This is a genomic window from Dehalococcoidia bacterium (assembly GCA_035574915.1).
Lineage (GTDB): Bacteria > Chloroflexota > Dehalococcoidia > DSTF01 > WHTK01 > DATLYJ01.
In genome coordinates, this window is sequence record DATLYJ010000023.1 from 1 (window position 1) to 20,779 (window position 20,779).

Annotated in this window: 20 protein-coding genes; 6 read left to right on the top strand and 14 right to left on the bottom strand. The window is 67.8% G+C overall.

All coding sequences use genetic code 11. From position 1 onward, the window contains the following. Positions 1 to 61: 61 nt before the first annotated feature. From VNN10_02175 to VNN10_02190, 4 genes are read right to left on the bottom strand one after another with little or no spacing between them, the layout of a single operon-like run. Positions 62 to 937 carry an ABC transporter permease subunit gene (locus VNN10_02175; GenBank protein HXH20808.1) on the bottom strand — a complete coding sequence of 292 codons (876 nt, stop codon included), beginning with the start codon at positions 935 to 937 and terminating at the stop codon, positions 62 to 64. Beyond that, the gene (locus tag VNN10_02180) at positions 927 to 1,844 is read right to left on the bottom strand and encodes an ABC transporter ATP-binding protein (GenBank protein ID HXH20809.1); all 918 of its coding nucleotides are present in this window, start codon (positions 1,842 to 1,844) and stop codon (positions 927 to 929) included. The genes VNN10_02175 and VNN10_02180 overlap by 11 nt, the downstream gene beginning before the upstream one ends. A 41-nt stretch (positions 1,845 to 1,885) precedes the next feature. Further along, complete coding sequence (locus VNN10_02185) at positions 1,886 to 2,572, bottom strand: thiamine phosphate synthase (GenBank protein ID HXH20810.1); 687 nt, start codon at positions 2,570 to 2,572, stop codon at positions 1,886 to 1,888. Continuing rightward, positions 2,569 to 3,153, bottom strand: a complete 585-nt coding sequence (locus VNN10_02190) for a hypothetical protein (GenBank protein ID HXH20811.1) — start codon at positions 3,151 to 3,153, stop codon at positions 2,569 to 2,571. Before VNN10_02190 ends, VNN10_02185 begins: the two co-directional genes overlap by 4 nt. Positions 3,154 to 3,228: 75 nt before the next feature. Here VNN10_02190 and VNN10_02195 point away from each other — a divergent pair, with 75 nt between their 5' ends. Further along, the gene (locus tag VNN10_02195; protein HXH20812.1) at positions 3,229 to 3,396 is read left to right on the top strand and encodes a hypothetical protein; all 168 of its coding nucleotides are present in this window, start codon (positions 3,229 to 3,231) and stop codon (positions 3,394 to 3,396) included. On the opposite strand, the gene VNN10_02200 is transcribed toward VNN10_02195, so the two are convergent. Beyond that, complete coding sequence (locus tag VNN10_02200) at positions 3,393 to 4,208, bottom strand: enoyl-CoA hydratase-related protein (GenBank protein ID HXH20813.1); 816 nt, start codon at positions 4,206 to 4,208, stop codon at positions 3,393 to 3,395. The two genes, VNN10_02195 and VNN10_02200, sit on opposite strands and share 4 nt — an antisense overlap. Before the next feature lie 147 nt (positions 4,209 to 4,355). After that, positions 4,356 to 4,733, bottom strand: coding sequence for a hypothetical protein (locus VNN10_02205; GenBank protein HXH20814.1), 378 nt, complete (start codon positions 4,731 to 4,733; stop codon positions 4,356 to 4,358). Between the two features lie 79 nt (positions 4,734 to 4,812). Between VNN10_02205 and VNN10_02210 the strand changes: the two genes are divergently transcribed. From VNN10_02210 to VNN10_02220, 3 genes are all read left to right on the top strand, one after another. Next, positions 4,813 to 5,619 (top strand): class I SAM-dependent methyltransferase, encoded by an 807-nt coding sequence (locus tag VNN10_02210; protein HXH20815.1) that lies wholly within the window; start codon positions 4,813 to 4,815, stop codon positions 5,617 to 5,619. 167 nt (positions 5,620 to 5,786) lie between these two features. Further along, positions 5,787 to 6,206, top strand: coding sequence for a Zn-ribbon domain-containing OB-fold protein (locus VNN10_02215; protein HXH20816.1), 420 nt, complete (start codon positions 5,787 to 5,789; stop codon positions 6,204 to 6,206). Position 6,207: 1 nt separating this feature from the next. Beyond that, a complete protein-coding gene (locus VNN10_02220) occupies positions 6,208 to 7,419 on the top strand; it encodes a thiolase (protein ID HXH20817.1) in 1,212 nt (403 codons plus the stop codon). A gap of 158 nt (positions 7,420 to 7,577) precedes the next feature. On the opposite strand, the gene tmk is transcribed toward VNN10_02220, so the two are convergent. From tmk to pdxT, 4 genes are all read right to left on the bottom strand, one after another. Further along, the gene (tmk, locus tag VNN10_02225; GenBank protein ID HXH20818.1) at positions 7,578 to 8,189 is read right to left on the bottom strand and encodes a dTMP kinase; all 612 of its coding nucleotides are present in this window, start codon (positions 8,187 to 8,189) and stop codon (positions 7,578 to 7,580) included. A gap of 202 nt (positions 8,190 to 8,391) precedes the next feature. Then, a complete protein-coding gene (locus tag VNN10_02230; GenBank protein ID HXH20819.1) occupies positions 8,392 to 9,987 on the bottom strand; it encodes a R3H domain-containing nucleic acid-binding protein in 1,596 nt (531 codons plus the stop codon). A gap of 68 nt (positions 9,988 to 10,055) precedes the next feature. Continuing rightward, entirely contained in the window at positions 10,056 to 11,006 is a 951-nt protein-coding gene (locus tag VNN10_02235; GenBank protein ID HXH20820.1) for a hypothetical protein, read from the bottom strand. Then, the gene (pdxT, locus tag VNN10_02240; GenBank protein ID HXH20821.1) at positions 10,996 to 11,583 is read right to left on the bottom strand and encodes a pyridoxal 5'-phosphate synthase glutaminase subunit PdxT; all 588 of its coding nucleotides are present in this window, start codon (positions 11,581 to 11,583) and stop codon (positions 10,996 to 10,998) included. Before pdxT ends, VNN10_02235 begins: the two co-directional genes overlap by 11 nt. 235 nt (positions 11,584 to 11,818) lie before the next feature. Here pdxT and VNN10_02245 point away from each other — a divergent pair, with 235 nt between their 5' ends. Beyond that, positions 11,819 to 16,924, top strand: coding sequence for an Ig-like domain-containing protein (locus tag VNN10_02245; GenBank protein HXH20822.1), 5,106 nt, complete (start codon positions 11,819 to 11,821; stop codon positions 16,922 to 16,924). Positions 16,925 to 17,057: 133 nt separating this feature from the next. Here the strand turns inward: VNN10_02245 and VNN10_02250 are convergent, their stop codons facing one another. Then, the gene (locus VNN10_02250; GenBank protein ID HXH20823.1) at positions 17,058 to 18,005 is read right to left on the bottom strand and encodes a ribose-phosphate pyrophosphokinase; all 948 of its coding nucleotides are present in this window, start codon (positions 18,003 to 18,005) and stop codon (positions 17,058 to 17,060) included. A gap of 311 nt (positions 18,006 to 18,316) precedes the next feature. Here VNN10_02250 and VNN10_02255 point away from each other — a divergent pair, with 311 nt between their 5' ends. Next, positions 18,317 to 19,180: a zinc metalloprotease HtpX gene (locus tag VNN10_02255; protein HXH20824.1), complete on the top strand. Its 864-nt coding sequence runs from the start codon at positions 18,317 to 18,319 to the stop codon at positions 19,178 to 19,180. A 161-nt stretch (positions 19,181 to 19,341) separates the two neighbouring features. On the opposite strand, the gene yqeK is transcribed toward VNN10_02255, so the two are convergent. The 3 genes from yqeK to VNN10_02270 form a co-directional block, all read right to left on the bottom strand. After that, entirely contained in the window at positions 19,342 to 19,935 is a 594-nt protein-coding gene (gene yqeK / locus VNN10_02260; GenBank protein HXH20825.1) for a bis(5'-nucleosyl)-tetraphosphatase (symmetrical) YqeK, read from the bottom strand. A gap of 53 nt (positions 19,936 to 19,988) precedes the next feature. Next, positions 19,989 to 20,333: a histidine triad nucleotide-binding protein gene (locus tag VNN10_02265; protein ID HXH20826.1), complete on the bottom strand. Its 345-nt coding sequence runs from the start codon at positions 20,331 to 20,333 to the stop codon at positions 19,989 to 19,991. Positions 20,334 to 20,440: 107 nt separating this feature from the next. Then, the coding region (locus VNN10_02270) for a hypothetical protein (protein HXH20827.1) at positions 20,441 to 20,779 on the bottom strand (339 nt) is incomplete at its 5' end.

The window sequence follows — 20,779 nt, forward strand, 5'->3', positions numbered from 1 at the left end:
CCGCAAGGTGTACAACCACCTGGCGGCGCACCTACGCGACGCCCGCCGCGAACCCCCCGGCCTAAGGCGCTGACGCTGCCTCCGAGGCAGCGCCGGCAGGCTCCGCTTCCCGCCGGCGACCCCACGGGAGGCTCCACGGCAGGCCGGCGGCGGCGCGCACGCCGATATCGCGTCGTTCGAACGCCCATACGGCGGCAGCCGTGAAGGCGGCGAAGAGCGCCATCAACACCGCAACCTTGGGCCAGTCCATGCCGTTCGTAAGGACGGTCGTGGTGGCGGCGTAGTGGAAGGGAGAGAGCCATCGCAGCGGCTCCAGAAGGTCCACCAGGGAGGCGAGGTAATTCAGCATGAACGTGGCGACCGCGAGCGCGGTCGCCACGCCTGTTGCCTGCCCCCGGCTCGGGAGCGAGACGCTCGCCATCAGCGAGAACGCGCCGAAGAACAACGTGATTGGCATCAAGTTCAGGGTGGCGATTACGAGGTCGACCTCGGAGACTTCGATGTCGGTGAACGGCGTGCTCAGCGCCCAGCCCAGGATCGTCAGCAGGACGATGCCAAGCGTCCCCGCGACGAAGGCGGCCAGCTTTTCGAAGAGAAGCCGTGTGCGGCTGAGCGGCTGGGACAGGAGGAGGTCCATCGTACCCGCTGCCTCCTCTCCGGCCAGCATGTTCGTGCCCTGCATGATCGCGAAGATTACGAGCAGGATCGGCGCCCAGCTGAAGAACTCGGCGGTGAGAAAACCCTCCGCCGTCCGGTAGTCCGCCGACTCGCCCAGGAATGCTTCGAACGCCTCCGGGATGTCGAAGTCGGCCAGTTGCTCCCGATAGCTCGGATATACGTAGACAACGAGCGCAGCCAGCAGGGCGAAGCCGAGGCCGTACCAGAAGACTTGCCAGCGGAGGTCTCGAAGGCCCTTGCCGAATACGCTAAGTGGCACTCGGAACCTCCGGCTGGTTGTCGTGGTAGTAGGCGAGAAACACCTGCTCCAGGCTTGGCTGCTCGGTCCGCAGGTCCACGACCTCGAAGCGTGCTATCGCTTTGAGGGCAGTGTCGATGGCGTCGCGGACTTCCAGGTGGACGACCGGGCCGCGGCGCTCCACCTCCCGTACTCCCGGCAGGTCGAACGCGCCCGGCGGTACGGGTGCCGCGAACGTGACCTCAAGGATATGAAGCGAGCGGCCCTTGAGGGCCCCAACTTCCTCCACCGCAACCATGCGCCCGGCCCGAATGAAGCCCACGTGGTCGCAAAGGTTCTCGACCTCGGAGAGGACGTGAGACGAGAAGAAGACCGTTCGCCCAGCACTGACGTGGTCCCGTAGCAGCAATGCCACCTCCTCCTGCACGAGCGGGTCGAGGCCGCTGGTCGGCTCGTCCAGGACCAGTACTTCCGGCTGGTGCATCATCGCCAGCACCAACCCGAGTTTCTGCTTGTTTCCCTTCGACAGAGAGCCGACCTGCTTCGTCGGGTCGAGGTCGAGCCTGTCCAGCAAGCGGCGCCGGTAGGCGGCGTCAACAGCGCCTTGCCGCAGCGACGTGAACAGCTCAATTGTCTGAGCGCCGGTCAGGCCCTCGTATAGCCTAAGGTCGCCGGGGAGGTAGCCGGCGCGCCGCCTGACCTCGATGGAGTCGCGTCGGCTGTCCAGGCCGCACAGCATCGCCCGTCCCCCGTTAGGCCGGATGAGGTCCAGCAGACAGCGGATTGCGGTGGTCTTGCCCGCGCCGTTTGGCCCCAGGAACCCGAAGATGACGCCGCGGTTCACGGTGAGATCGACTGCGTCGAGCGCCCGCACGGGTCCGTATGTCTTTGTCAGCGCTTCAAACCGGATAGCCGGCGCCTGGTCCATGCATTGACCTTACGCCCCGCGCGAAACTCGGTGCGAGTGCCTCAAGTCCTTCTTTGGTGGGCGATAAGGCTGGAAAGCTCGGCAGCCGCGGCGCGCGGGTCCCTGGCGCCACACACGGCGCTGATCACGGCGACGCCGTCGGCGCCCGCCGCCATGACCTCGCGCACGTTTCCCGAGTTGATGCCGCCGATACCGAAGACGGGGACGCTGACCGCCGCTTTCACCTCGGCGAGCCGCTGAGGCGAGGCGCCCCGGGTCCACCTCTTCGTCATCGTGCCGAAGATGTCCCCCACTGCCACGTACGTCGCCCCGTCCGCCTCGGCGCGACGCGCCTCCTCGACATTGTTCGTGGAGGCCCCGACCACGAAGCCGGCCGGCACGATGCGCCGCACGTCCGCGACCGGGAGGTCCTTCTGGCCCACGTGCACGCCGACCAGGCCAGCGGCCGGCCTTCCCGCCGAGCCGGCCCCGGGCACCCTCCGCGCGCTAGCTGCCAGCACCAGGGCAAGGTCCGCATGGTCGTTGATGATCAACGGGACCCCGCGCGCTGTGCACTCGCGCAGGATTCCCCTGACGTCGTCCAACTGCAAGCCCTTCTCGCGGGCCTTGTCGCGCCATTGGAGCATCGAGGCGCCGCCTTCGAGCGCCATACGGGCGACGTCGACGGGGCTCCTGCCCATGCATGCCTCGGGGTCGACAATCACGTACAGCCCGCCGGGCGCGCTCATGTTCCCTTCCTGGCCCGAATGGAGTTCCGGAACCCGTCCAGGTCCTTCACTCCTTCCGCCAGCACGGCGTCGTATATGTCCTTCGACGAGTAGGCGCTGCGGTATAGCGGGTCGGTCCACACTGCGTTCTTGATCGAGAGGATCGCGGCGCGGGTCTCCGGAGAAAGACCGGCCTGGACCCACGCCACGTAGGGGGAGCGCCTGTCCATCTCTGCCCGTTCCATCGCCCACAGGTCGATTTTCCAGCCGCTCTCAGCCGGCAGGTGTATTCCCCAGTACAGGCCTAGCGGCAGGCCGTCGGTGTTCAGAAGGCGCTCGTCGCGGAAGCTCATCCTCGCCGGCCGGAGGCTCGCAGCTATCTCCCGGCCGAGCTCGAAGAACCGCGAGACGTCGAGGTTCTCGACCAGCAGCTCGACATCCAGATCGCGCCAGACCATGAGGTCCAGCGCATAGCTGCCCGTCACTTTCGGCCGGCCGTAACGGCCGAGAAGATCCAGGAGGCGCGTCTGCGCTAACAACCGCCCGCATTCAGCCCTGAGCGCCCGGGCTGTGTCCTCCAGTTCGCTCGCCCCGGCCGTCATCGTTGGCGCCGGCCTCCCTCGTAAGCCGGCGATCTGCTACGCTTCGCCGCGGACAAAGGGAAAGGCTTCGTAACCATGCCTCTACTCGACATAACAAGCTTCCTGGGCGAGCTCGACAAGGTGCTCGAAGACCCTGCGTGGCTGTTCTTCGGACTGGTGGGCGGCGTGGGCCTCCTCGGCCTGCTCGCCATCATGCTCCTGTACCCCTTCTCCAGCGACAGCGACCAGACCACGAGCTCCTAGCGGGACGTAAACCGCGGCGGCCTGTTCTCCGCGAAAGCCCGCGGCCCCTCGCGCGCGTCCTCGGTCGACTGCACGATGGCCATGGCGTGCGCTGCCTGCTCCAGCGACTCTAGCAGGGTGCTGTCCAGTCCCCGGTACACCAGGCGCTTGGAAAGCTGGATAGCGACCGCCGGCCCCTCCACCAGCCGGCGCGCGAAGGCCATCGTTTCCTCCATAAGCTTGTCGGCCGGGACGACCTTAGTCACGTAACCGATGCGCAGCGCCTCCTGGGCATCGATGATGTCCGTAGTCCAGATCAGCTCCAGCGCCTTCTGCAGGCCGACGATGCGCGGCAGGTACCAGCAGCCACCATCGCCCGGGATGAGGCCGACGCGGGCGTAGGTCATGCCGAAGCGCGCGTTCTCGGAGGCGATGCGTATGTCGCACTGGCTCGCCATGTCCATGCCGGCGCCCACTGCCGCCCCGTTGATCGCGCCGATGTAGGGCTTGTCGAGCAGGGCGACGGCGCGCGGCACCGCCTGGACCCCGTCGCGCAGCCAGTTGCGCTGCGCCGCTGCTGAGACCGTCGTTTCCGTCGAGGCCGCCACCTCAGCCACGCCGGAGCCGCCCCGGAGGTCGGCGCCGGCGCAGAACCCCCGGCCCGCTCCCGTGACCACCACGACGCGCACGTCGCTGTCCACGCGGGCGTCGTTCAGCGCCCAGGCCCACTCCGAGATCATCGTGTCGTTGAAGGCGTTCATGCGCTCGGGGCGGTTGAGGGTGATGGTCGCGATGCCGTCGTTCTTCTCATAGAGGATCGTCTCGAAGTCCATGGCGCTCCTGTCTCAGATCTTCGGACTCGGGTTGGGTTGCGTTGTCCGCCTGCGTCCGCAGCCTCGCAGGCCGCGGCGATTGTAGCAAGGGCTCCACCCGCAGGACTCGTTTGCTAGCAAGCCCGACGCCTCTAAGCCGAAACCTGCTTAGATCCCGGCCTGGCGCGCCAGCGCCTTCGGCGCCCTGCAGCGCCAGGCGTCCCGCAGCATCAACTCCAGTTCCGGAAGTTCGATCTCCGGCAGACGCACGAGGACGGCGGGGTAGCCGTTGTAGTGCGGTTCGGTGAAGAACTTGCGCTCGTCCATGGCGAGCAGCATGTTCTTGTCCTCCAGGCTCGCGACCCGCACGGCCACGACGTCGGCGCGGGGCACCCGCGGCTTCTTCGGTTGGACGCGCTCGTTCCACGCCCAGACGAACGCTTTCGCCTTGCCCCTGTCCATCACCGAGAAGGCGAAGCGCCCCTCCTCCTCCCGCGTCTCCGGCAGAGACAGGGCGATCCGCCGCACGTCAGCCTGCGTTGCCATGGTGCTCGATTCTAAAACAGCGGCATTGCGCGTGCGGGCGGCGCGTGGCAGAATTCGCTCTCTTGTCTGGAGGTGACCCGTGGCCGACGCGACCCCGTCGGGTCTGAACGCCGCGGTCCGCGAGGCGTGGGAGGTGAACGCCGCCCACTGGGACGCGCGCATGGGCGAAGGCAACCGCTGGAACATCGACCTGATCCGTCCGGCCGTCGAGCGCGCGCTGGAGCTACGGCCCGGCGAGGTCGTGCTCGACGCCGGCTGCGGCAACGGCCAGGTCTCACGCTGGCTCGCCGACCTGGGAGCGATAGTCGTCGCCTTCGACTTTTCGCAGCGGCTGGTCGAGTTGGCCGGTTCGCGGTCGGGCGCGTACTCCGGCCGGGTTGAGTACCACGTCATCGATGGCACCGACCGTGGCGCGCTGCTGAGGCTCGGAGCCGGGCGTTTCGACGCCGTGGTGTCGACCATGGCCCTCATGGACATGGCCGAAATCGCTCCGCTCATCGAGGCGTCGCGAGGGCTGCTCAAGCCCGGCGGACGCTTCGTGTTCGCGGTACCGCACCCTTGCTTCAACACGACCGCCAGCTCGCTGCTGGCCGAGCGACTCGAGATCGCAGACGGCCGCGCCCGCGTCGAGTACGCCGTGAAGGTACGCCGCTACAAGTCGGGCGCAATCGGCCGTGCCGAGGCCATGTCCGGGCAGCCGGTGCTGCAGTATTACTTCGAGCGCCCCCTGGAGGCGCTGCTCGGCGCCTTCTTCAGACGCGGCTTCTCGCTCGACTACCTAGAGGAGCCGGCGTTTGCGCGGGACGACGCCCCTGAAGGCCTGCACTGGCGCAACCTGCCTGAGATCCCACCTGTCCTGGTCTGCCGCTTGCGGCCGCTGACGTAGGTCTCTATCACATTCGTGCGGACCGGTGTGCCACGGGCGAGGACAACCCCTTGCCCGTGTCGGCCGGCGCTGCCACACTATGCCCGCTGCCAGCCGGCCGGCGCGGCAGTCCCACACAGCCCCGCGTTTACCTAGAAAGGTGCGCTTGGACGCACGAGGAGGCGACGATGGCTTACGACAAACCCATCCCTCATCCCGGCATGCATACGAAGCCCTTCTGGGAGGGAACCAGGCAGGGAAAGCTAATGCTGCCCCGCTGCACGAACTGCAACCGTGTGCACTGGTACCCCCGGCTCATCTGTCCTCACTGCCACTCGATGGAGCTGGAATGGATCGAGGCGAGCGGGGAGGGCACCCTGCACACTTTCGCTGTCCAGCACCGCGCTTTCGGCGGCTGGAGCCGCGAGCTACCCTTCGTCACCGCCTACATCGACCTCAAGGAAGGCGACCGCATGCTCACCGTCCTCCGCGGCGTCGATCCCAACAAGCCCGAGACCATCAAGATCGGCTCGAAGTGCAAGGTCGAGTTCGAGCCCGCCACGGATGAGATCCACATCCCGTTCTGGCGCGTCGTAGAGGAGGCTTAGCATGCCGGCACCAATTTCGAAAGCGGCGGCCATCGTTGGCGCGGCAGAGGCGAAGGAGATAGGCTATCCGGCCACTCCCAAGACCTCGCTGCAGCTCGCGATCGAGGCCATCAAGGCGGTAAGCGACCAGACCGGCATCCCGATCTCGAAGATCGAGGGTGTCGCTAGCGCGGGCGTGTCGGCCTCGGAGCTGGCGGAGCACCTCGGGCTGCACCCGGCCTGGATCGACACGACATCGGTGGGCGGCTGCTCATTCGAGATGCACGTCCACCACATGCTGGCGGCGATCTACGGCGGCATCATCGATGTCGGCCTGGTCGTGCTGGGCCAGGCGGGCTGGTCAGCGCGGCAGATGGGTGGCGGCGGTGGCCGGGGCGGGCCCGGCGGTGGCATGGGCGACAGCCCGGGCACCGAGATGACGATGGCGTACGGCCTCTCCGGGGCGCCGTCCAACTACTCGCACGCCATGACCCGGCACAACTACCGCTACGGCACCACGCCCGAGGACTTCGCCCACATCGCCGTGGTCACGCGCGAGTGGGCCACCCTGAACCCGCGCGCGGTCATGTTCTCGAAGGACACGCACCCCCAGGGCGGGCCGATCACGGTGGAGGACGTGCAGAACTCGCGCATCATCTCCTGGCCGCTGACGCTGCTCCACTGCTGCCTTGTCACGGACTACGGCGGCGCCGTGCTGGTGGCCAACCCGGAGATCGCGCGCAGCCTGCGCACGAAGCCGGTCTGGATTGCGGGCGCCGGCGAGAACATGAGCCACTCCAACATGCTGGAGATGGAGGACTTCACCGCCACCTCGGCTGTCGCCTCCGGGGCAGCAGCCTACAAGATGGCGGGCATGGGCCCGTCTGACATGGAAATGGCCATGGTCTACGACTCCTTCACCATCACCGCCGGCATCACGGTCGAAATGCTGGGCCTGGCGCCCCGCGGTGAGGGCTTCCTGCTCTGGAAGGAAGGTCACGCCCGTCCGGGAGGCAAGTTCCCGATCAACACCAACGGGGGCGGCCTCTCCTTCAACCACTCCGGCATGTACGGCATGCAACTCCTGGTCGAGGCCTACCGCCAGCTCTCGCGCACGGCCGAAGACGGCATCAACGGCATCAAGGGTAAGCAGACCAACGCCCGCTCTTGCGTCGTCAACGGCACGGGTGGCAGCCTCTCGACCACAGGCACGCTCGTGCTGACCGCCGACTAGCCGGGCCTGTTAAGGGCTTTCGAGCCGCCGCGGGCGGACCGCGGCGGCTCGGCTTTTCAGCGAGCCTCTCGCGCGAAGTCAGGATGGCGCGGCCGGCATCCGCGACCGGCGCTGCCGCCATGACTCCGCGGCCTGAGGCAGCGGCCAGGGGCGCGAACTCAAGCCATCCCGGCGAGCTTCGCCTTCACGCGCTCCCAGACTTGCGCCGCTATCTCCTCCGGCGGAAGCGTGCCGTCGACCACCAGCCAGCGGCCCGGGTCGCGCGCGGCGAGGAAGTGGTAGCCCTCGCGCACGCGGGTGTGGAAGGCCTCGGACTCGCGGTAGAAGATGTCGTCGTCGCCGTGCTTGCGGCGGCGCCCGACTTCGACGGGCACGTCCAGGAGCACGGTGACGTCTGGCTCGAGGCCGCCGGTCGCCCAGCGGTTCAGGGTGCGGATCGAGCCGGTGTCGACCCCGCGTCCGTAGCCCTGGTAGGCGATGGTCGAGTCCGAGAAGCGATCGCAGACCACGACCGTGCCCTGCTGGAGGGCCGGCCTGATCACGGTGTTGACGAGCTCGGCGCGGGCGGCCAGGAACAGCAACACCTCCGCCTCGATGCTCTTCGCGGCGTGGTCATGCATGAGCAGTCGCCTCAGCGCCTCGCCGAGCTCGGTGCCGCCGGGCTCGCGCAGGACGAGGGCCTCGCGGCCGGCGTGGCGCAGCCGCTGAGCGAGCAGTTCCGCCTGCGTGCTCTTCCCGGCGCCCTCGCCGCCTTCGAAGGTGATCAGCATGTCGGCACTTCAGCGTGTCAGCATTCTTCAGCGTGTCAGCATTTCAGCATTTCAGCGTGTCAGGAGACAGCATAGCCGGAGAGCGGTTTTTGCTCCTTGGCGCCCAGCGGGAACTCGCGCGGGCGTCGGGACCTGACGCAGCCGGGACGGCGACTGAGACAGCCTTCCGCGCGTAGCTGCCGCCGGTACCGGCTGAGCGTGGTTAGCCGTCAGCCCCGTCGAACAGGCCGTTCGGGTTGCCCTGGCCGGGGAGGATGCGGACGCGGCGTTCGGGCTCGCGGCCGAGGCTGCGAGAGGTGAGGTTGTAGCGCTGCGCCAGCTCGTGCTGGAGGCGGCGGATGTAGGCGCGCTGGGGCGAAAGCTCCACGGGCCGGTCCTGAGAGATGACGGTCTGGATTGCCTCTTCGGCCTCGCTGATCGCGTTGTAGACGGGGTCAGCGCCGCCGCCGCTCTGGTGCAGAGAGAGCAGGGCCTGCTCCATCTGCAGCAGGGTGTTGTTCTTGAGTACGTAGATGGGGATGCCGCGCGCTTCCGCCTCCCGGACGGAGTTGGGGCGCCGCCTGTAGTAACTCCGGTCCGTGATCACTACGTCCGAGTCTTCGAGGCGGTCGGCGACGATAGCGCCTGAGCCCGTCTCCTTGATCGCCTGCATCAGGCGCTTGCGCGAGATCCCGAACGGGTAGACTCGCGGCTGCCGCGCCTCCGCGCGCCGTCCCTGGATCGGCACGGGCGCGGGCATCGCACTGTAGACGCGGGCGCGGTCCAGCGTCTCAGGCTCGATGAGGGCGGCGGCTTCCTGCGGGGTTAGGGTGCGCACGTCGCCGTCGTCGGTAATCTCGCGCACCTCTGGCGGGATGCGATAGCCGCGCAGGATGGAGTCGACTGTCTCGGCGACATCGTGGTGGATGGCGACGCGGTCCCAGTTCTGGATCTCGACCACGGCCTGGAAGGTCGGTGGCGCCTTGCGCTCGAGGATCGACTTCTGCGTCCCGCGACGGCGCGCCTCTTCGTCCCCCAGCGTCACGGACTGGATGCCGCCGACGAGGTCGGAGAGAGTGGGGTTGGCGATGAGGTTCTCGAGCGTGTTGCCGTGCGCCGTAGCGACGAGCTGCACTCCGCGCTCGGCGATGGTCCGCGCGGCCTGGGCCTCGAGCTCCGTGCCGATCTCGTCGATGACGATGACCTCCGGCATGTGGTTCTCGACCGCCTCGATCATCACCGCGTGCTGTTCGGAAGGCCGGGCTACCTGCATGCGCCGGGCGGAACCGATGGCCGGATGAGGGATGTCGCCGTCGCCCGCGATCTCGTTCGAGGTGTCGACGATGATGACGCGCTTGTTCATCTCGTCTGCGAGCACGCGGGCTACCTCGCGCAGCATGGTCGTCTTGCCTACGCCGGGGCGCCCGAGGAGGAGGACGCTCTCGCCGCCGCGGATGATGTCCTCGATGGTCTGGATGGTGCCGAAAACCGCGCGGCCGATGCGGCAAGTCAGGCCCACGATCTTGCCGCGGCGGTTGCGGATGCAGGAGATGCGATGCAGGGTGCGCTCGATGCCGGCGCGGTTGTCCTCGCCGAAGTCGCCGATGCGGCCGACGACGTAGTCGATGTCGTTCTCAGAGACCTCGCGCTCGCTGAGGACAACCTCGCGGCCCGGCATGCGCGCCTCGGGCACGCGTCCCAGGTCCATCACCACTTCGAGGAGTTCGTGCTTGTCCTCCCGCCGCATGAGCGGGTCGCTTATGTGCGGGGGCAGAGCCTGGAGGAGAAGGTCTAGGTCGTCTGTGATCGTCCTTGTCAAGACCGGTTGCGCTCCTGCTGAGGCCAATCGAGCCGGCCGTGTACCGGCCGGACGCCTCGGTCACACTACTAAGTTATCACCGCGCCGTTCGGTATGGGCTGTGGCGCCAGCTTTGGCATGCGCGCCAGCCGCGTGGTTCGCGCCATGAGGCAAATAAACTCCTCGCGGACATCGAAGCCCAGGTCTTCAAGCTGAGAGGCGATGGCCGGGGCAGATTCGGGCACGAGCACCATCAGGCGGCCCAGGCCGCTACCCGCGGCCTTCACAGCGGTTGCCAGCAGTCCACGAGTGTCCTCGATGGCGGGAGCGCCCGCGATTATCTCCGCCAACAGGCCGTGGGGCAGGCGGCCCACCCTCACCTCGGCCGCCAGGCCGCCCTCGGACTCCAGCACCAGTTGCGCGCCAGCCTTCAGCCAGTGCTTCTCCTGCGCCGCCTGCCATTCACCGAAGGTCGAGCCCTCGGCGCGGCGCGTGCGCTCCGGCATGGTGGCGTTGTAGAGGCGATAGGCCGGATAGAGGTCTTGCTGCGTGAACGGCCGCAGCGGCACCTCCTCGCCGGCGACGGCGAGGGCGCTGCCTGCGTAGAGGCGCTCCGATTGGTAGGCCGTGAAGCCCGCGTTCATGACCACAGGCAGGAGCGGACTGTTGGCGCTAAGGCGGAGGAATACCTTTTCCGCCGCCGACCTGCCGGCAGCCCGCATCGCGCACTCCAGGAGGCCCGATACCGCGTCGCGGGCGGCCGTGGTGTCGATCAGGCAGTCGATCTCCCAGGCCTGGCGTCCACCCCGCCTGCGGGCGGAGACCAGACCCAGGAGGCGCCGCCGGCTGGCGCTGATCCAGGCGTTGCGCCTCGTGGCGAAGGAGAACCACTGCTCGAAGGCCGTCTCGATCGGGTTTGGCGTGGGGTCGACGGCCCCCAGGAGCTCGCGCGGCCGCGCCTCGTTCGGGTAGACCTTGCCGTTGTAGGAGACCAGGGCCAGGAGGTCGATGGGCAAGACGGCGCGGGCGCTACGAGCCATCGGAAGCCGCCTTTGCCATCGAGACGAAGAGGGCGTGCATGCGCAGGTCGTCCGTCAGCTCGGGGTGGAAGGAAGTGGCCAGCATCTTCCCCTGGCGCACCGCGACGATCTCCCCACTCTCCAGGCGCCCGAGCACCTCTACCCCTTCGCCGACGCTCGCGATGATGGGCGCGCGGATGAAGACCGCGTGCAACGGCCCACCCTCGACACCCGCTATCGGTATATCGGTCTCAAAGCTGTCGACCTGACGGCCGAAGGCGTTGCGCTTGACTTCGATGTCGATGAGGTCGAGCGTCGGGCGGTCGAGGTCCGTCGCGCTGCGCGCCATGACGATGGCCCCGGCGCAGGTGCCCCAGACTGGCCTGTCGCGCGCGAAGGTCCGTATGGGTTCGATGAGGCCGTAGGCCTCCATGAGCCTGGTGATCGTAGTGCTCTCGCCGCCCGGAATGATCAGGGCGTCGAGGCCTTCGAGGTCAGAGGGGAGGCGGACTTCCGGGGCGTCGACACCGAGGCGTTTGAGCATGCTCTCGTGTTCGGCGAAGTCGCCCTGAAGAGCCAAGACGCCAACGGTTGCCATTCGCTATGTTCAATTGTACTTCACCGGGAGGCGCCCCACTTGCCGGCCGCCGGCAGCAGCCAGTATCTGCAGCGCTACGGTCTCCGTGTGCAGACGGCGGCCCAGGCGGCTTCGTCAAGCGGCGGGCGCCGGCGATAGGCTCACGGGCCGATAGACAATCGATAGCACGGCGGCGTCGTCTTTGCCCCCGGTCAGGGCGACCCTTCAGACGAAGTCTCGGGTCCAGGTGACAGGCATGCTCGGGAAGATACGCGAGAGCGTCAGGGGCCGGGTACTCCTCGCGGGGGGAGCCGTAGCGGTCGTCGCCCTGTTGACTGCGGTCCTGATCCTGGCGGTTCGGCCGGATGACGAAGGCGCACCCCCGCAGAGGGCCAGGCTGCCTTCGGGCACGCAGGCCGAGCTTGGGCTCGCGTTGGAACCGCTGCAGCACGATGCGGAGGGCGTACCCGTCGATGCCCACTTCGTGTTCACGAGCCTCATGCCGATGGAGCGCGATTCGGTCGCGAAATCCATTCGCGTGACGCCGGAGGCCCATCTCGAGATCGCGGCGTCCAGCCCGTACGAGTTCCACCTGGTGCCGCGGGAGGCGTTGCAACCGGGCGCCGTCTATCGGTTCACGTTCGCCCCACCCGGCGCGCGCGTGCCTCTGGCGTCGTGGGCGTTTCAGGTCAAGAGCCCGCTGCGGGTAGTGCAGACGTTGCCTTCGCACGAGGCCAACAACGTCCCCATCGACAGTGGCATCGAGATCACCTTCAGCCACGACAACCTCGTCGACCCGCAGTCGTTCGTCGAGATCACGCCCCTCCCGGAGGGCCATTTCGAGCTGCGCAAGCGGACGCTGGTGTTCGTCCCCCGCCAGCTGCAGCCCGAGACCCTGTACACGGTGCGGGTGCGTCCCGGCATCAAGGTGGCAAACAGCGACCTTAGCCTTGCCGACGACCTGACGTTCCAGTTCGAGACCGGCAGCGGAAGCCGGGCTTCCGGCCCGGTGCCGGGGCCGTACTTCGCCTTCATGCACAAGATCGGGGAGTGGGGCACCAGGGACGCGCCCATCATCACAATCCAGACGTCAGACACCAGCATCAGGGAAGTCGCGATGGAGGTGTTCGCCTATCCGTCGCTGGATGCCTTTGTGAAGGATATCGAGGCGCGGGAGCAGGTGCCGTACTGGGCCCAGTACACGCGCAACAAGACGACTGTCGATACGGGAAGGCTCGCCCTGGTCTCGAGTTTCACAGCAGCGGTAGAGGGGAGCCGCCGGCCGGACTTCGGGGTGCCGCTGACACGCCTCTTCGTGCGGATGCCGGACGCGCTGTCGCCCGGCTACTACCTCCTCCAGACGATGCACGCCAACGCGCCAGTGCAGGCCTTCCTCCAGATCACTGATCTGGGCACCTACCTGGCGGTCAGCGAATCCTCCACCCTGGTCTGGGTGAACGATGTCTCCACCGGACAGCCGGTGAGCGGCGCGGCAGTCCGGCTCTCGGGCGGTGAAGTCCTGGGGCGGACGGACGGGCAGGGTGTGAGCCAGTTCGCGACGCCGTCAAGCCTGCTCTCGTCGACGACGGCGATATACAACCAGCGCACGACGGTCGCGCTGAGCTATTTCACGGTAACGGACGCCGCTGGGAGGGCCGCCGTGGTCCCGCTGAGCCCGGTGCTGCCGGTGGCGATGAGCGGGCGGTGCGGCGCCTTCACGGACTACGCCTTTTACTCCGGCAGCTCTGACTACTGGAGCTTCCTGGTTGCGGACCGGCCTCTCTACAAGCCGGACGACGTCGTGCGCTTCTGGGGCGTTGCCATACCGCGCGACAGCCGCGCGGCAGGCGGCGAGCTCGTCGCGGAGCTCACGGGCAGGGCCTACGAGGCTTACGAGGAGGCGCAGACCGGACCGAAGGTAACGCTGCAGAGCACCGACTGGGGCACCTTCACCGGGGAATACTCCCTGTCCGGAGTCGAGCCGGGCTATTACACGCTCTCCGTGCGCGACTCCAAGGGACTCGTGAGTAGCGCCAGCTTCCAGGTCGCCAACTACGTCAAGCCCGCGTACCAGTTGTCTGTCCGGCCAGCGCGCCCGGCCTACTTCAGCGGCGAGCAGGTCGACGTCAGCATCTCGGCGGCCTTCTTCGATGGCACGCCGCTGCCCGGGCTCGACCTCCAGATCAACTCTGGCCGGGGCGGCAGTACCCTGACGACAGGTCCGGATGGGCGCGCCAGCCTTACCTTCACTGCCGCGGCATCGGACAGCGGCGCCTCACTGACCAGCATCTCCGTCTCACCTGCCGGCCCCGAGCAGGGCGAAGTTACCACTGACGCTTACGTCGCGGTCTTCCCCGCCGCGGTGCAACTGGAAGCCGGGGCGAAGTACGAGAGCGGGACCGTGTTTGTCGACGGGCGGGTGATGAACGTTGACCCGAGCCGGTTCGAGAACATCGGCGACGTCTACGGCTACGGCAACTTCCGCCCCGGGAAGCAGCCGGCCCACCTGACCGGCCCCGCTGCCGGACAGGCGGTGCGCATGGTCGTCACACCCCGGTTCTACGAAGCTGTCGAGGTCGGCGAGCGGTATGACTTCGTGAACAAGGTTTCGCGGAAGGTCTACCGCTACCAGGAGCGCGACGGGACGCCTTTCGAGATCACGACGGTGAGCGACGCGGCCGGCAGGTTCAGCCTGTCGTTCCCGGCTCCCGAAGGCTCCCACTTTCAGCTGAGGCTGGAGAGCACGGACAGCGCTGGCCGCACCGCCGCGCTCCACGTGTACGCGGCCGCGTTCGCCTACGGCGGCTCGGACATCGGCGGCATTGCCAGCATCTCCATCGGAAGGGAATCGGAGTCCTTCGGCGGGTTCTTCGGAGTTCCGCCCCAGGCCTACGAAATCGGCCAGGAGGTCGCGGCCGTCTTCAGGCGGGGAAACACCGCACCTCCCTCCGGAGACCAGAACCGCTACCTCTTCTATGAAGGGCAGCGCGGCATCCGCCACTACCAGGTCCAGGACAACCCTGAGTACCGCATCACCTTCGGCGACCGGCACGTCCCGAGCGCGGCGATCCGGGGCGTCTACTTCAACGGCTTCACCTACGTCGAGGCCCAGTACGGCCCGACCATCGTGTTCAACCCGGCGAGCAGGGAGCTGAGCATCCAGGTACGAAGCCTGCAGGAGTCCTACGAACCAGGCACCGAAGCCTCGGTGGAGGTGCAAGTGAGGGACGCGGCGGGCAGGCCGGCTCAGGCCGAAGTCAACCTCGCGGCGGTCGACGAAGCGCTCTTCGCCGTGCGGGACTTCAACCCGTACAGCACGGACATCCTCGGGGCCCTCTATCGTCAGCTCCCGCCGGGCATCGTCCGCACCTACGCCTCGCACCAGTACCCGCCGGAGTACTTTGAGGTCGGCGGGCGAGGCGGGGACGGTGGCGTGCGCGAAGACTTCGCGGACGTTGCCTACTACGGCACCGTGCGCACGGACGCCTCGGGCCGGGCGAGAGTGTCCTTCAAGCTGCCCGACAACGTGACGTCGTGGCGGGTCACGGCTTACGGCTTCACGAAGGACCTGAAGGCCGGCAGCGGCCGTGGCTCGGTCGTCGCAACCCTCCCCTTCATCGTCGACGTGACCCTGAACGACGACTACCTGGTGGAGGACAAGCCCATCGTGCGGCTGCGTAGCTTCGGCTCGAAGCTCGAACCGGGCGCGAGAGTGCAGTACCGGCTGTCCGCTCCCTCGCTGGCGGCGGACGAGATCCTCCTCGAAGGCGGGGCCTTCGAGGAGGCGCAGGCGTCGCTCCCGCGGCTGACCCTGGGACGACACGCGATCACTGTCCGGGCCTCGGCCGGGGCCCTTGAGGACGCGGTGGTACGACAGATCGAGGTAGTGGAGGCGCGGCTCATGGCGCCGCGGGTGACGTTCTACGAGGACGTGTCGTCTGGCGCCCGCCTCCAGGGTTCCCCTACGGGCAGGACAACGGTCACCTTCATAGACGGCGGCCGGGGTCAGTTGTATCAGAGGCTGTTAGGCCTGCGCTTCGTCTACGGCGACCGCGTCGACCAGGCGCTCGCCCGCGTGGTCGCGGACCGCCTGCTCGCGGACTACTTCGGCGAGACGGCGGAGGCGCTGCCTTTCAACCCCGACGTCTACATCCGCGCCCCGAGCGGCTACGCCGGCTACACATCGCCTCGCCCGGGCGTCTTCAGCCCTACGCCGAGGCCGCCGGGAGTGTCGATACTGCCTTACTCGGATGGCGACATTGCCGTCACGGCAAGGGTGGCAGCCCTGGCGCCCGACCTCTTCGGGCGGGAGCGTCTTCGCGGCATGCTCATGGCGGTGGCTTCCGACCACCGCGAGACGCCAGAACGCGTGCTCATCGCCCTTTACGGCCTGGCCGCGCTCGGCGAGCCTGTGCTTCTGGACCTGCAGGCCCTCGAGGGCCACCCGGACCTGACCTGGCGTGGCCGCCTTTACCTGGCGCTCGGCCTGCACGCCCGTGGCGACGACGCAGGCGCACTGCGCATCTTCGAGGCGATGATGGAGGAGGCCGGGGAGGACTTGCACCCGTGGACGCGCCTGCGGGCAGGCGACGACGAGGATGACTCGATCGAGGCGACTGCGCTCGCCGCGCTGCTGGCAATCGGCCTCCGCGACTCGCGGGCCGAGAGCCTGATGCGCTACGTGCAAGAGAACTACACCCGGGACACGCTGCTCTATCTGGAAGAGTTGCAGTACCTGCAGGAGGCGCTGCCTCGCGCGCTGCCAACCGCGGTCTCCTTCCGCTATGAGGCCGGCGGGCGGGCGGAAGAAGTGGTCCTGGAGAGAGGCGCGACGAAATCGCTCTCGCTGACGGCAGAGGAACTGGCGGGCCTCGGGATCACGGTGAGGGAGGGTCGTCTCGCCGCCGTGACGCGCTACTCTGCGCCCGCCGCCGCAGGCGCGACAGCATCCCCGGACATCAGCGTGCGGCGCACGATCCTGGTCGGCGGGAGGCCGGCGGGCATCATCCCGGCGTCCGGCCTGGTGCAAGTAAAGATCGAGGTAAGCTTCGGGCCACAGGCGCCGGACGGCTGCTACCAGGTCACGGACTTCGTCCCATCGGGCTTGAAGGTGGTCACGAAATCGTCCCTGGCCCAGAGCTTCGCGCCGCCTGTGCTCCGCGGCTCAGGGCCTGTGGTAATCCCGTACCTGGCGGAACCTCAAAAGATCAGCTTCTGTGTGGGTAAAGGCGGAGGCAGCTACAGCTACTACGCCCGCCCTTCGCAGAAGGGCGAGTACGTCTGGGAGCCGGCGGCAGTGCACAACCAGAGGGCGCCGGCGGTCATCGCCTTCTCCGACGCGTCGCGGGTCGTCATCGACTGATGGCTGGCGCGGCGCCCGCCCGCGCGCTCGCCGGCGCTGCGGACAGAAGTGCCAGGAAGCGCTCCGGCGAGACCCGGGGCAGCTTCACCGGCGCTGCCGGACACGCCGGGTAGCCGGGTGCGGCGCGAGGCGGCTACTGGAACAGCTCGCCGACGGAACGGCCTGAGTGGATGCGGGCGATGGCCTCGGCAATGAGGGGCGCCACGGAGAGCACGACCAGGTTCGGCAGGCGGGCGCGCTTCTCGGCGCTGATGGGCACGGTGTCGGTCGTCACCACCTCCGCGACCTGAAGGGCGCTAAGCCTGTCGACGGCCGGGCCCGTGAGGAGGCCGTGGACGCAGCTCACGTAGATCAGGCCGGCGCCCTCTGCCCTGAGCTTGTTCACCATGGCGACGATCGTGCCACCCGACTCGATCTCGTCCTCGGCGATGAGGCAGGTGCGCCCGCGCACGTCACCGATGAGGGTGTGGATGACGAGCTCGCCAGTGTTACCCAGCCGCTCTTTGTCGCCGATAGCCAGCGGCGTGCCCAGGACGCGGGCGACGTCGCGCGCGCGCTTGGCCGAGCCCGCGTCTGTCGCAACCACCGTGAGGTCGCTGATATCCGCCCGGCGGAAGTAGCTGGTGACGAGCGCGGTCGCTGTCAGCTCATCGACGGGGACGTTGAAGAAGCCCTGTATCTGGCCGGCGTGAAGGTCCAACGTCAGGACGCGGTCGGCCCCTGCGGTCTCGATGAGGTTGGCGAGCAGCCTGGCGGTGATGGGGACGCGCGGCTGGTCCTTCTTGTCACTGCGGCCGTAGGCGTAGTAGGGGATGACAGCCGTGATCCGTCCCGCGGACGCCCGTCTGAAGGCGTCGATCATGATCAGGAGTTCCATGATGCGCGTGTTCACGGGGGAGACGAAGGGCTGGACGAGAAAGACGTCGCGGCCGCGCACGTTCTCTTCGATCTTCACGAAGACGTTCTCGTTCCCGTACTCGAAGACCTGACAGGCGCCGAGGGGCGTCTCGAGATGGCCACAGATGCTCCGCGCGAGTTCCGGGTGGGCTCTGCCGGTGAAGACTGCCAGATCGCTGTACAAGAAGAGACCTCCGGGGGCTAGAAAGGTCCCTGACGGCGGGGCTATGGGGCGTTTGACTGGTAGCGCTTGCACTATAGCACAGGGTGGCGGAGCAGCCGCGCGCAGGCCACCTGACGCCGCGGCGATGCGAGGCCGATCAGACAGCCGGCAGGCGATGGAGGTCGCGCACCGGCCCGCCGGGCAGGGCGCCCGCGGCTGGCGATACCGGTTTTACAGGGTGTTGACACTCGGCCGGCGAAGCGCCGGATATAATCGAAGTGTAGTGCGAGGCGCGTAGGTCAGGCCTCGCGACAACCAGGGGTGTAGGGAGCATGAGCAACGCAGTCAAGACCGCAGTCCTTCTGGGGGCCCTGACCGGCCTCTTCGCCGGGCTCGGGTACCTGATCTTCGGCGGCCTTAGCGGCCTCCTCTTCTTCCTCATCCTTGCCGGCGTGATGAACTTCATCGCCTACTGGTTCTCGGACAAGCTGGCGTTGAGGATGGCGGGCGCGCGCGAGGTGACGCCGCAAGAGGAACCGCACCTCCACGCGCTCGTGGCGGAGGTCGCGGAGCTTGCCGGCGTACCGAAGCCGAAGGTCTACATCGTCGAGACGGAGACGCCGAACGCCTTTGCGACCGGACGAAACCCGCAGCACGCTGTGGTAGCGGTAACGACCGGCATCCGGCGCATCCTCACGGAACGGGAGCTGCGCGCGGTCATCGGCCACGAGATCGGGCACGTGAAGAACAGGGACATCCTTACGAGCTCGATAGCGGCAACCATCGCGGGTGCCATCAGCTACATCCAGACGGTGCTGTTCTGGGGCGCCATGTTCGGCGGTCGCGACCGCGAAGGCGGCAACCCGTTGATCGCCTTGTTCGCCGCCATGATCGGCGCGCTGGTCGCGGGCATCATTCAGATGGCGATCTCGCGCACGCGGGAGTACGCAGCGGACCAGAGCGGGGCGGAGTACACGAGGGACCCGGAGGCGCTGGCCAGCGCCCTGGCGAAGCTGCACAACGGCGTGCAGATGCGGCCCATGGAGCAGACGCCGGGCACGGAGGCGACGGCGCCGCTGTACATCGTTCACCCGTTCCGGATGGGCGAGGGCCTCTCGAACCTCTTCTCGACGCACCCGCCGGTCGAGGAGCGCATCAAGCGGCTGCGCCGCCTGGCGGGCTACGTCGTCGAGTAACCTCTCACACGGGGCGACAAGATGGGCCAGGCTACATGCCTGGCCCTTAATTTTGACTGGACGCCTCCGCACGGGCGAAGGCCTCACGAATCTCGGTGACCGATGGCGGCGCATCGCGGCAGGCCCGCCCCTTACGCGACCACGAGGGACTCAGGTCGGCGTCATGCTGGCGGCCGCGGAGTTCGGGCCAGGAGCTCATTGCGGGCGGCCACCGTGCGGGGGTGAACCTGCCAGCGCCGCTCGACGGCCTCGATCAGGTGCAGGTCGAGGAAGCGCAGCATTGCGGCGTCCAGATCGCTTTCGGCCAGGGCGCGCACTGCGGCGAGCGCGGGCTTCCGGCTCACCTTCTCTTGCTCGATCTTGTCCGCGATGAAAAGCGCTTTCTCCAAGGCAGACATCCCCGGTCGCGCCGTCGTGTGTGCCGCGACCGCGGCCAGCACCTCGGGGTCGCCGTAACCGTATTCGCCCTCCAGCAGCCGAGCGCCGATCGGGCCGTGCAGGAGGATGGGCGAGGCGCGCTCGACTTCGTCGGCGGGCACGCCGTGGCTCCTGGCGAGGGCAAGGAGGCGATCGTCGCTCTGGGCGCGGGCGATGTCGTGGCCGAGGGCGGCGATGCGCAGGCGCTCGGCGTCGAGGCCGTGGAGGCGCGCGAGCCGCACTGCCTCAGCTTCGACCTCCAGGACGTGTTCGCGCAGGCCCTGCGGAAGGGCCTCGACTGCCTTTCGGAGGCGCTGGACCAGGCTATCGGCGCTCATGCGCGAGGGCGTGGATACCGGGACCGAGCTCCCAACGCTCCCCGTCCCGGGCCCTATCCCTCGGGCCCAAGGCGGCGGCCGCCAAGCAGGTGGAGATGCAGGTGGTAGATGGTCTGGCCACCCTCGTCCCCGACGTTGAAGGTAAGGCGGTAGCCCTTGTCCGCGACGCCAAGCTCTTTCGCCACTTCCGTCGAGGTCGCGAACATGTGCGCAAGAAGTTCGCCGTGCTGGGGCCCGAGGTCGCGCGCTGAGGCGATGTGCTCCTTGGGGATGATCATCACGTGGGTCGGCGCCCGCGGGTGTATGTCCTTGATCACGAAGACCCGGTCGTCTTCGTGCAGCTTCGAGGTGGGAGTTTTGCCGCTGGCCATGCGACAGAAGAGGCAATCATCCGGCATCGGTGGTCTCCTCGGAAGGCGGCCGCGCCCTCCGCGCTGAGGTTACGGCAACGGCCACCACCCTACAAGGTGCGCGCGCAGGCGTCCACGGCTTCACTCTGTCGTCTCTAGGCCGCGGCGCCCGCGGACCTTGCTGGCCCCGGTGCCGGCGGGAGCGCGGCCGTGCACGTCAGTATCAGGAGGGGGACGACCGGCAACAGGTAGCGCGGCTGGCCGAAGAAGGCGACGTGCGCCAACGTCCAGAAGACAACAACCAGGACAAGTGGCAGACCGGCGCCACGAGCGCGTCGGCTGAGCATCACCGTAAGCCCTGCCCCGGCCACCGTCGCCCAGTGGCCGGCTTGGAGGAGCCCTTCCAGCGCTTTTGCCCAGTCGTCTCCCAGGGGCGTCAGGCCGAAGCTCTGGACCCAGATGAGGGCGTCGGTCGAGGGCCGCCAGAGGCAGGA

Excerpts from the sequence above, each read along its gene's own strand:
- VNN10_02180 (HXH20809.1), bottom strand. The coding sequence starts at position 1,844 with ATGGACCAGGCGCCGGCTATCCGGTTTGAAGCGCTGACAAAGACATAC.
- VNN10_02185 (HXH20810.1), bottom strand. The coding sequence starts at position 2,572 with ATGAGCGCGCCCGGCGGGCTGTACGTGATTGTCGACCCCGAGGCATGC.
- VNN10_02190 (HXH20811.1), bottom strand. The coding sequence starts at position 3,153 with ATGACGGCCGGGGCGAGCGAACTGGAGGACACAGCCCGGGCGCTCAGG.
- VNN10_02195 (HXH20812.1), top strand. The coding sequence starts at position 3,229 with ATGCCTCTACTCGACATAACAAGCTTCCTGGGCGAGCTCGACAAGGTG.
- VNN10_02200 (HXH20813.1), bottom strand. The coding sequence starts at position 4,208 with ATGGACTTCGAGACGATCCTCTATGAGAAGAACGACGGCATCGCGACC.
- VNN10_02205 (HXH20814.1), bottom strand. The coding sequence starts at position 4,733 with ATGGCAACGCAGGCTGACGTGCGGCGGATCGCCCTGTCTCTGCCGGAG.
- VNN10_02215 (HXH20816.1), top strand. The coding sequence starts at position 5,787 with ATGGCTTACGACAAACCCATCCCTCATCCCGGCATGCATACGAAGCCC.
- VNN10_02220 (HXH20817.1), top strand. The coding sequence starts at position 6,208 with ATGCCGGCACCAATTTCGAAAGCGGCGGCCATCGTTGGCGCGGCAGAG.
- tmk (HXH20818.1), bottom strand. The coding sequence starts at position 8,189 with ATGCTGATCACCTTCGAAGGCGGCGAGGGCGCCGGGAAGAGCACGCAG.
- VNN10_02235 (HXH20820.1), bottom strand. The coding sequence starts at position 11,006 with ATGGCTCGTAGCGCCCGCGCCGTCTTGCCCATCGACCTCCTGGCCCTG.
- pdxT (HXH20821.1), bottom strand. The coding sequence starts at position 11,583 with ATGGCAACCGTTGGCGTCTTGGCTCTTCAGGGCGACTTCGCCGAACAC.
- VNN10_02245 (HXH20822.1), top strand. The coding sequence starts at position 11,819 with ATGCTCGGGAAGATACGCGAGAGCGTCAGGGGCCGGGTACTCCTCGCG.
- VNN10_02255 (HXH20824.1), top strand. The coding sequence starts at position 18,317 with ATGAGCAACGCAGTCAAGACCGCAGTCCTTCTGGGGGCCCTGACCGGC.
- yqeK (HXH20825.1), bottom strand. The coding sequence starts at position 19,935 with ATGAGCGCCGATAGCCTGGTCCAGCGCCTCCGAAAGGCAGTCGAGGCC.
- VNN10_02265 (HXH20826.1), bottom strand. The coding sequence starts at position 20,333 with ATGCCGGATGATTGCCTCTTCTGTCGCATGGCCAGCGGCAAAACTCCC.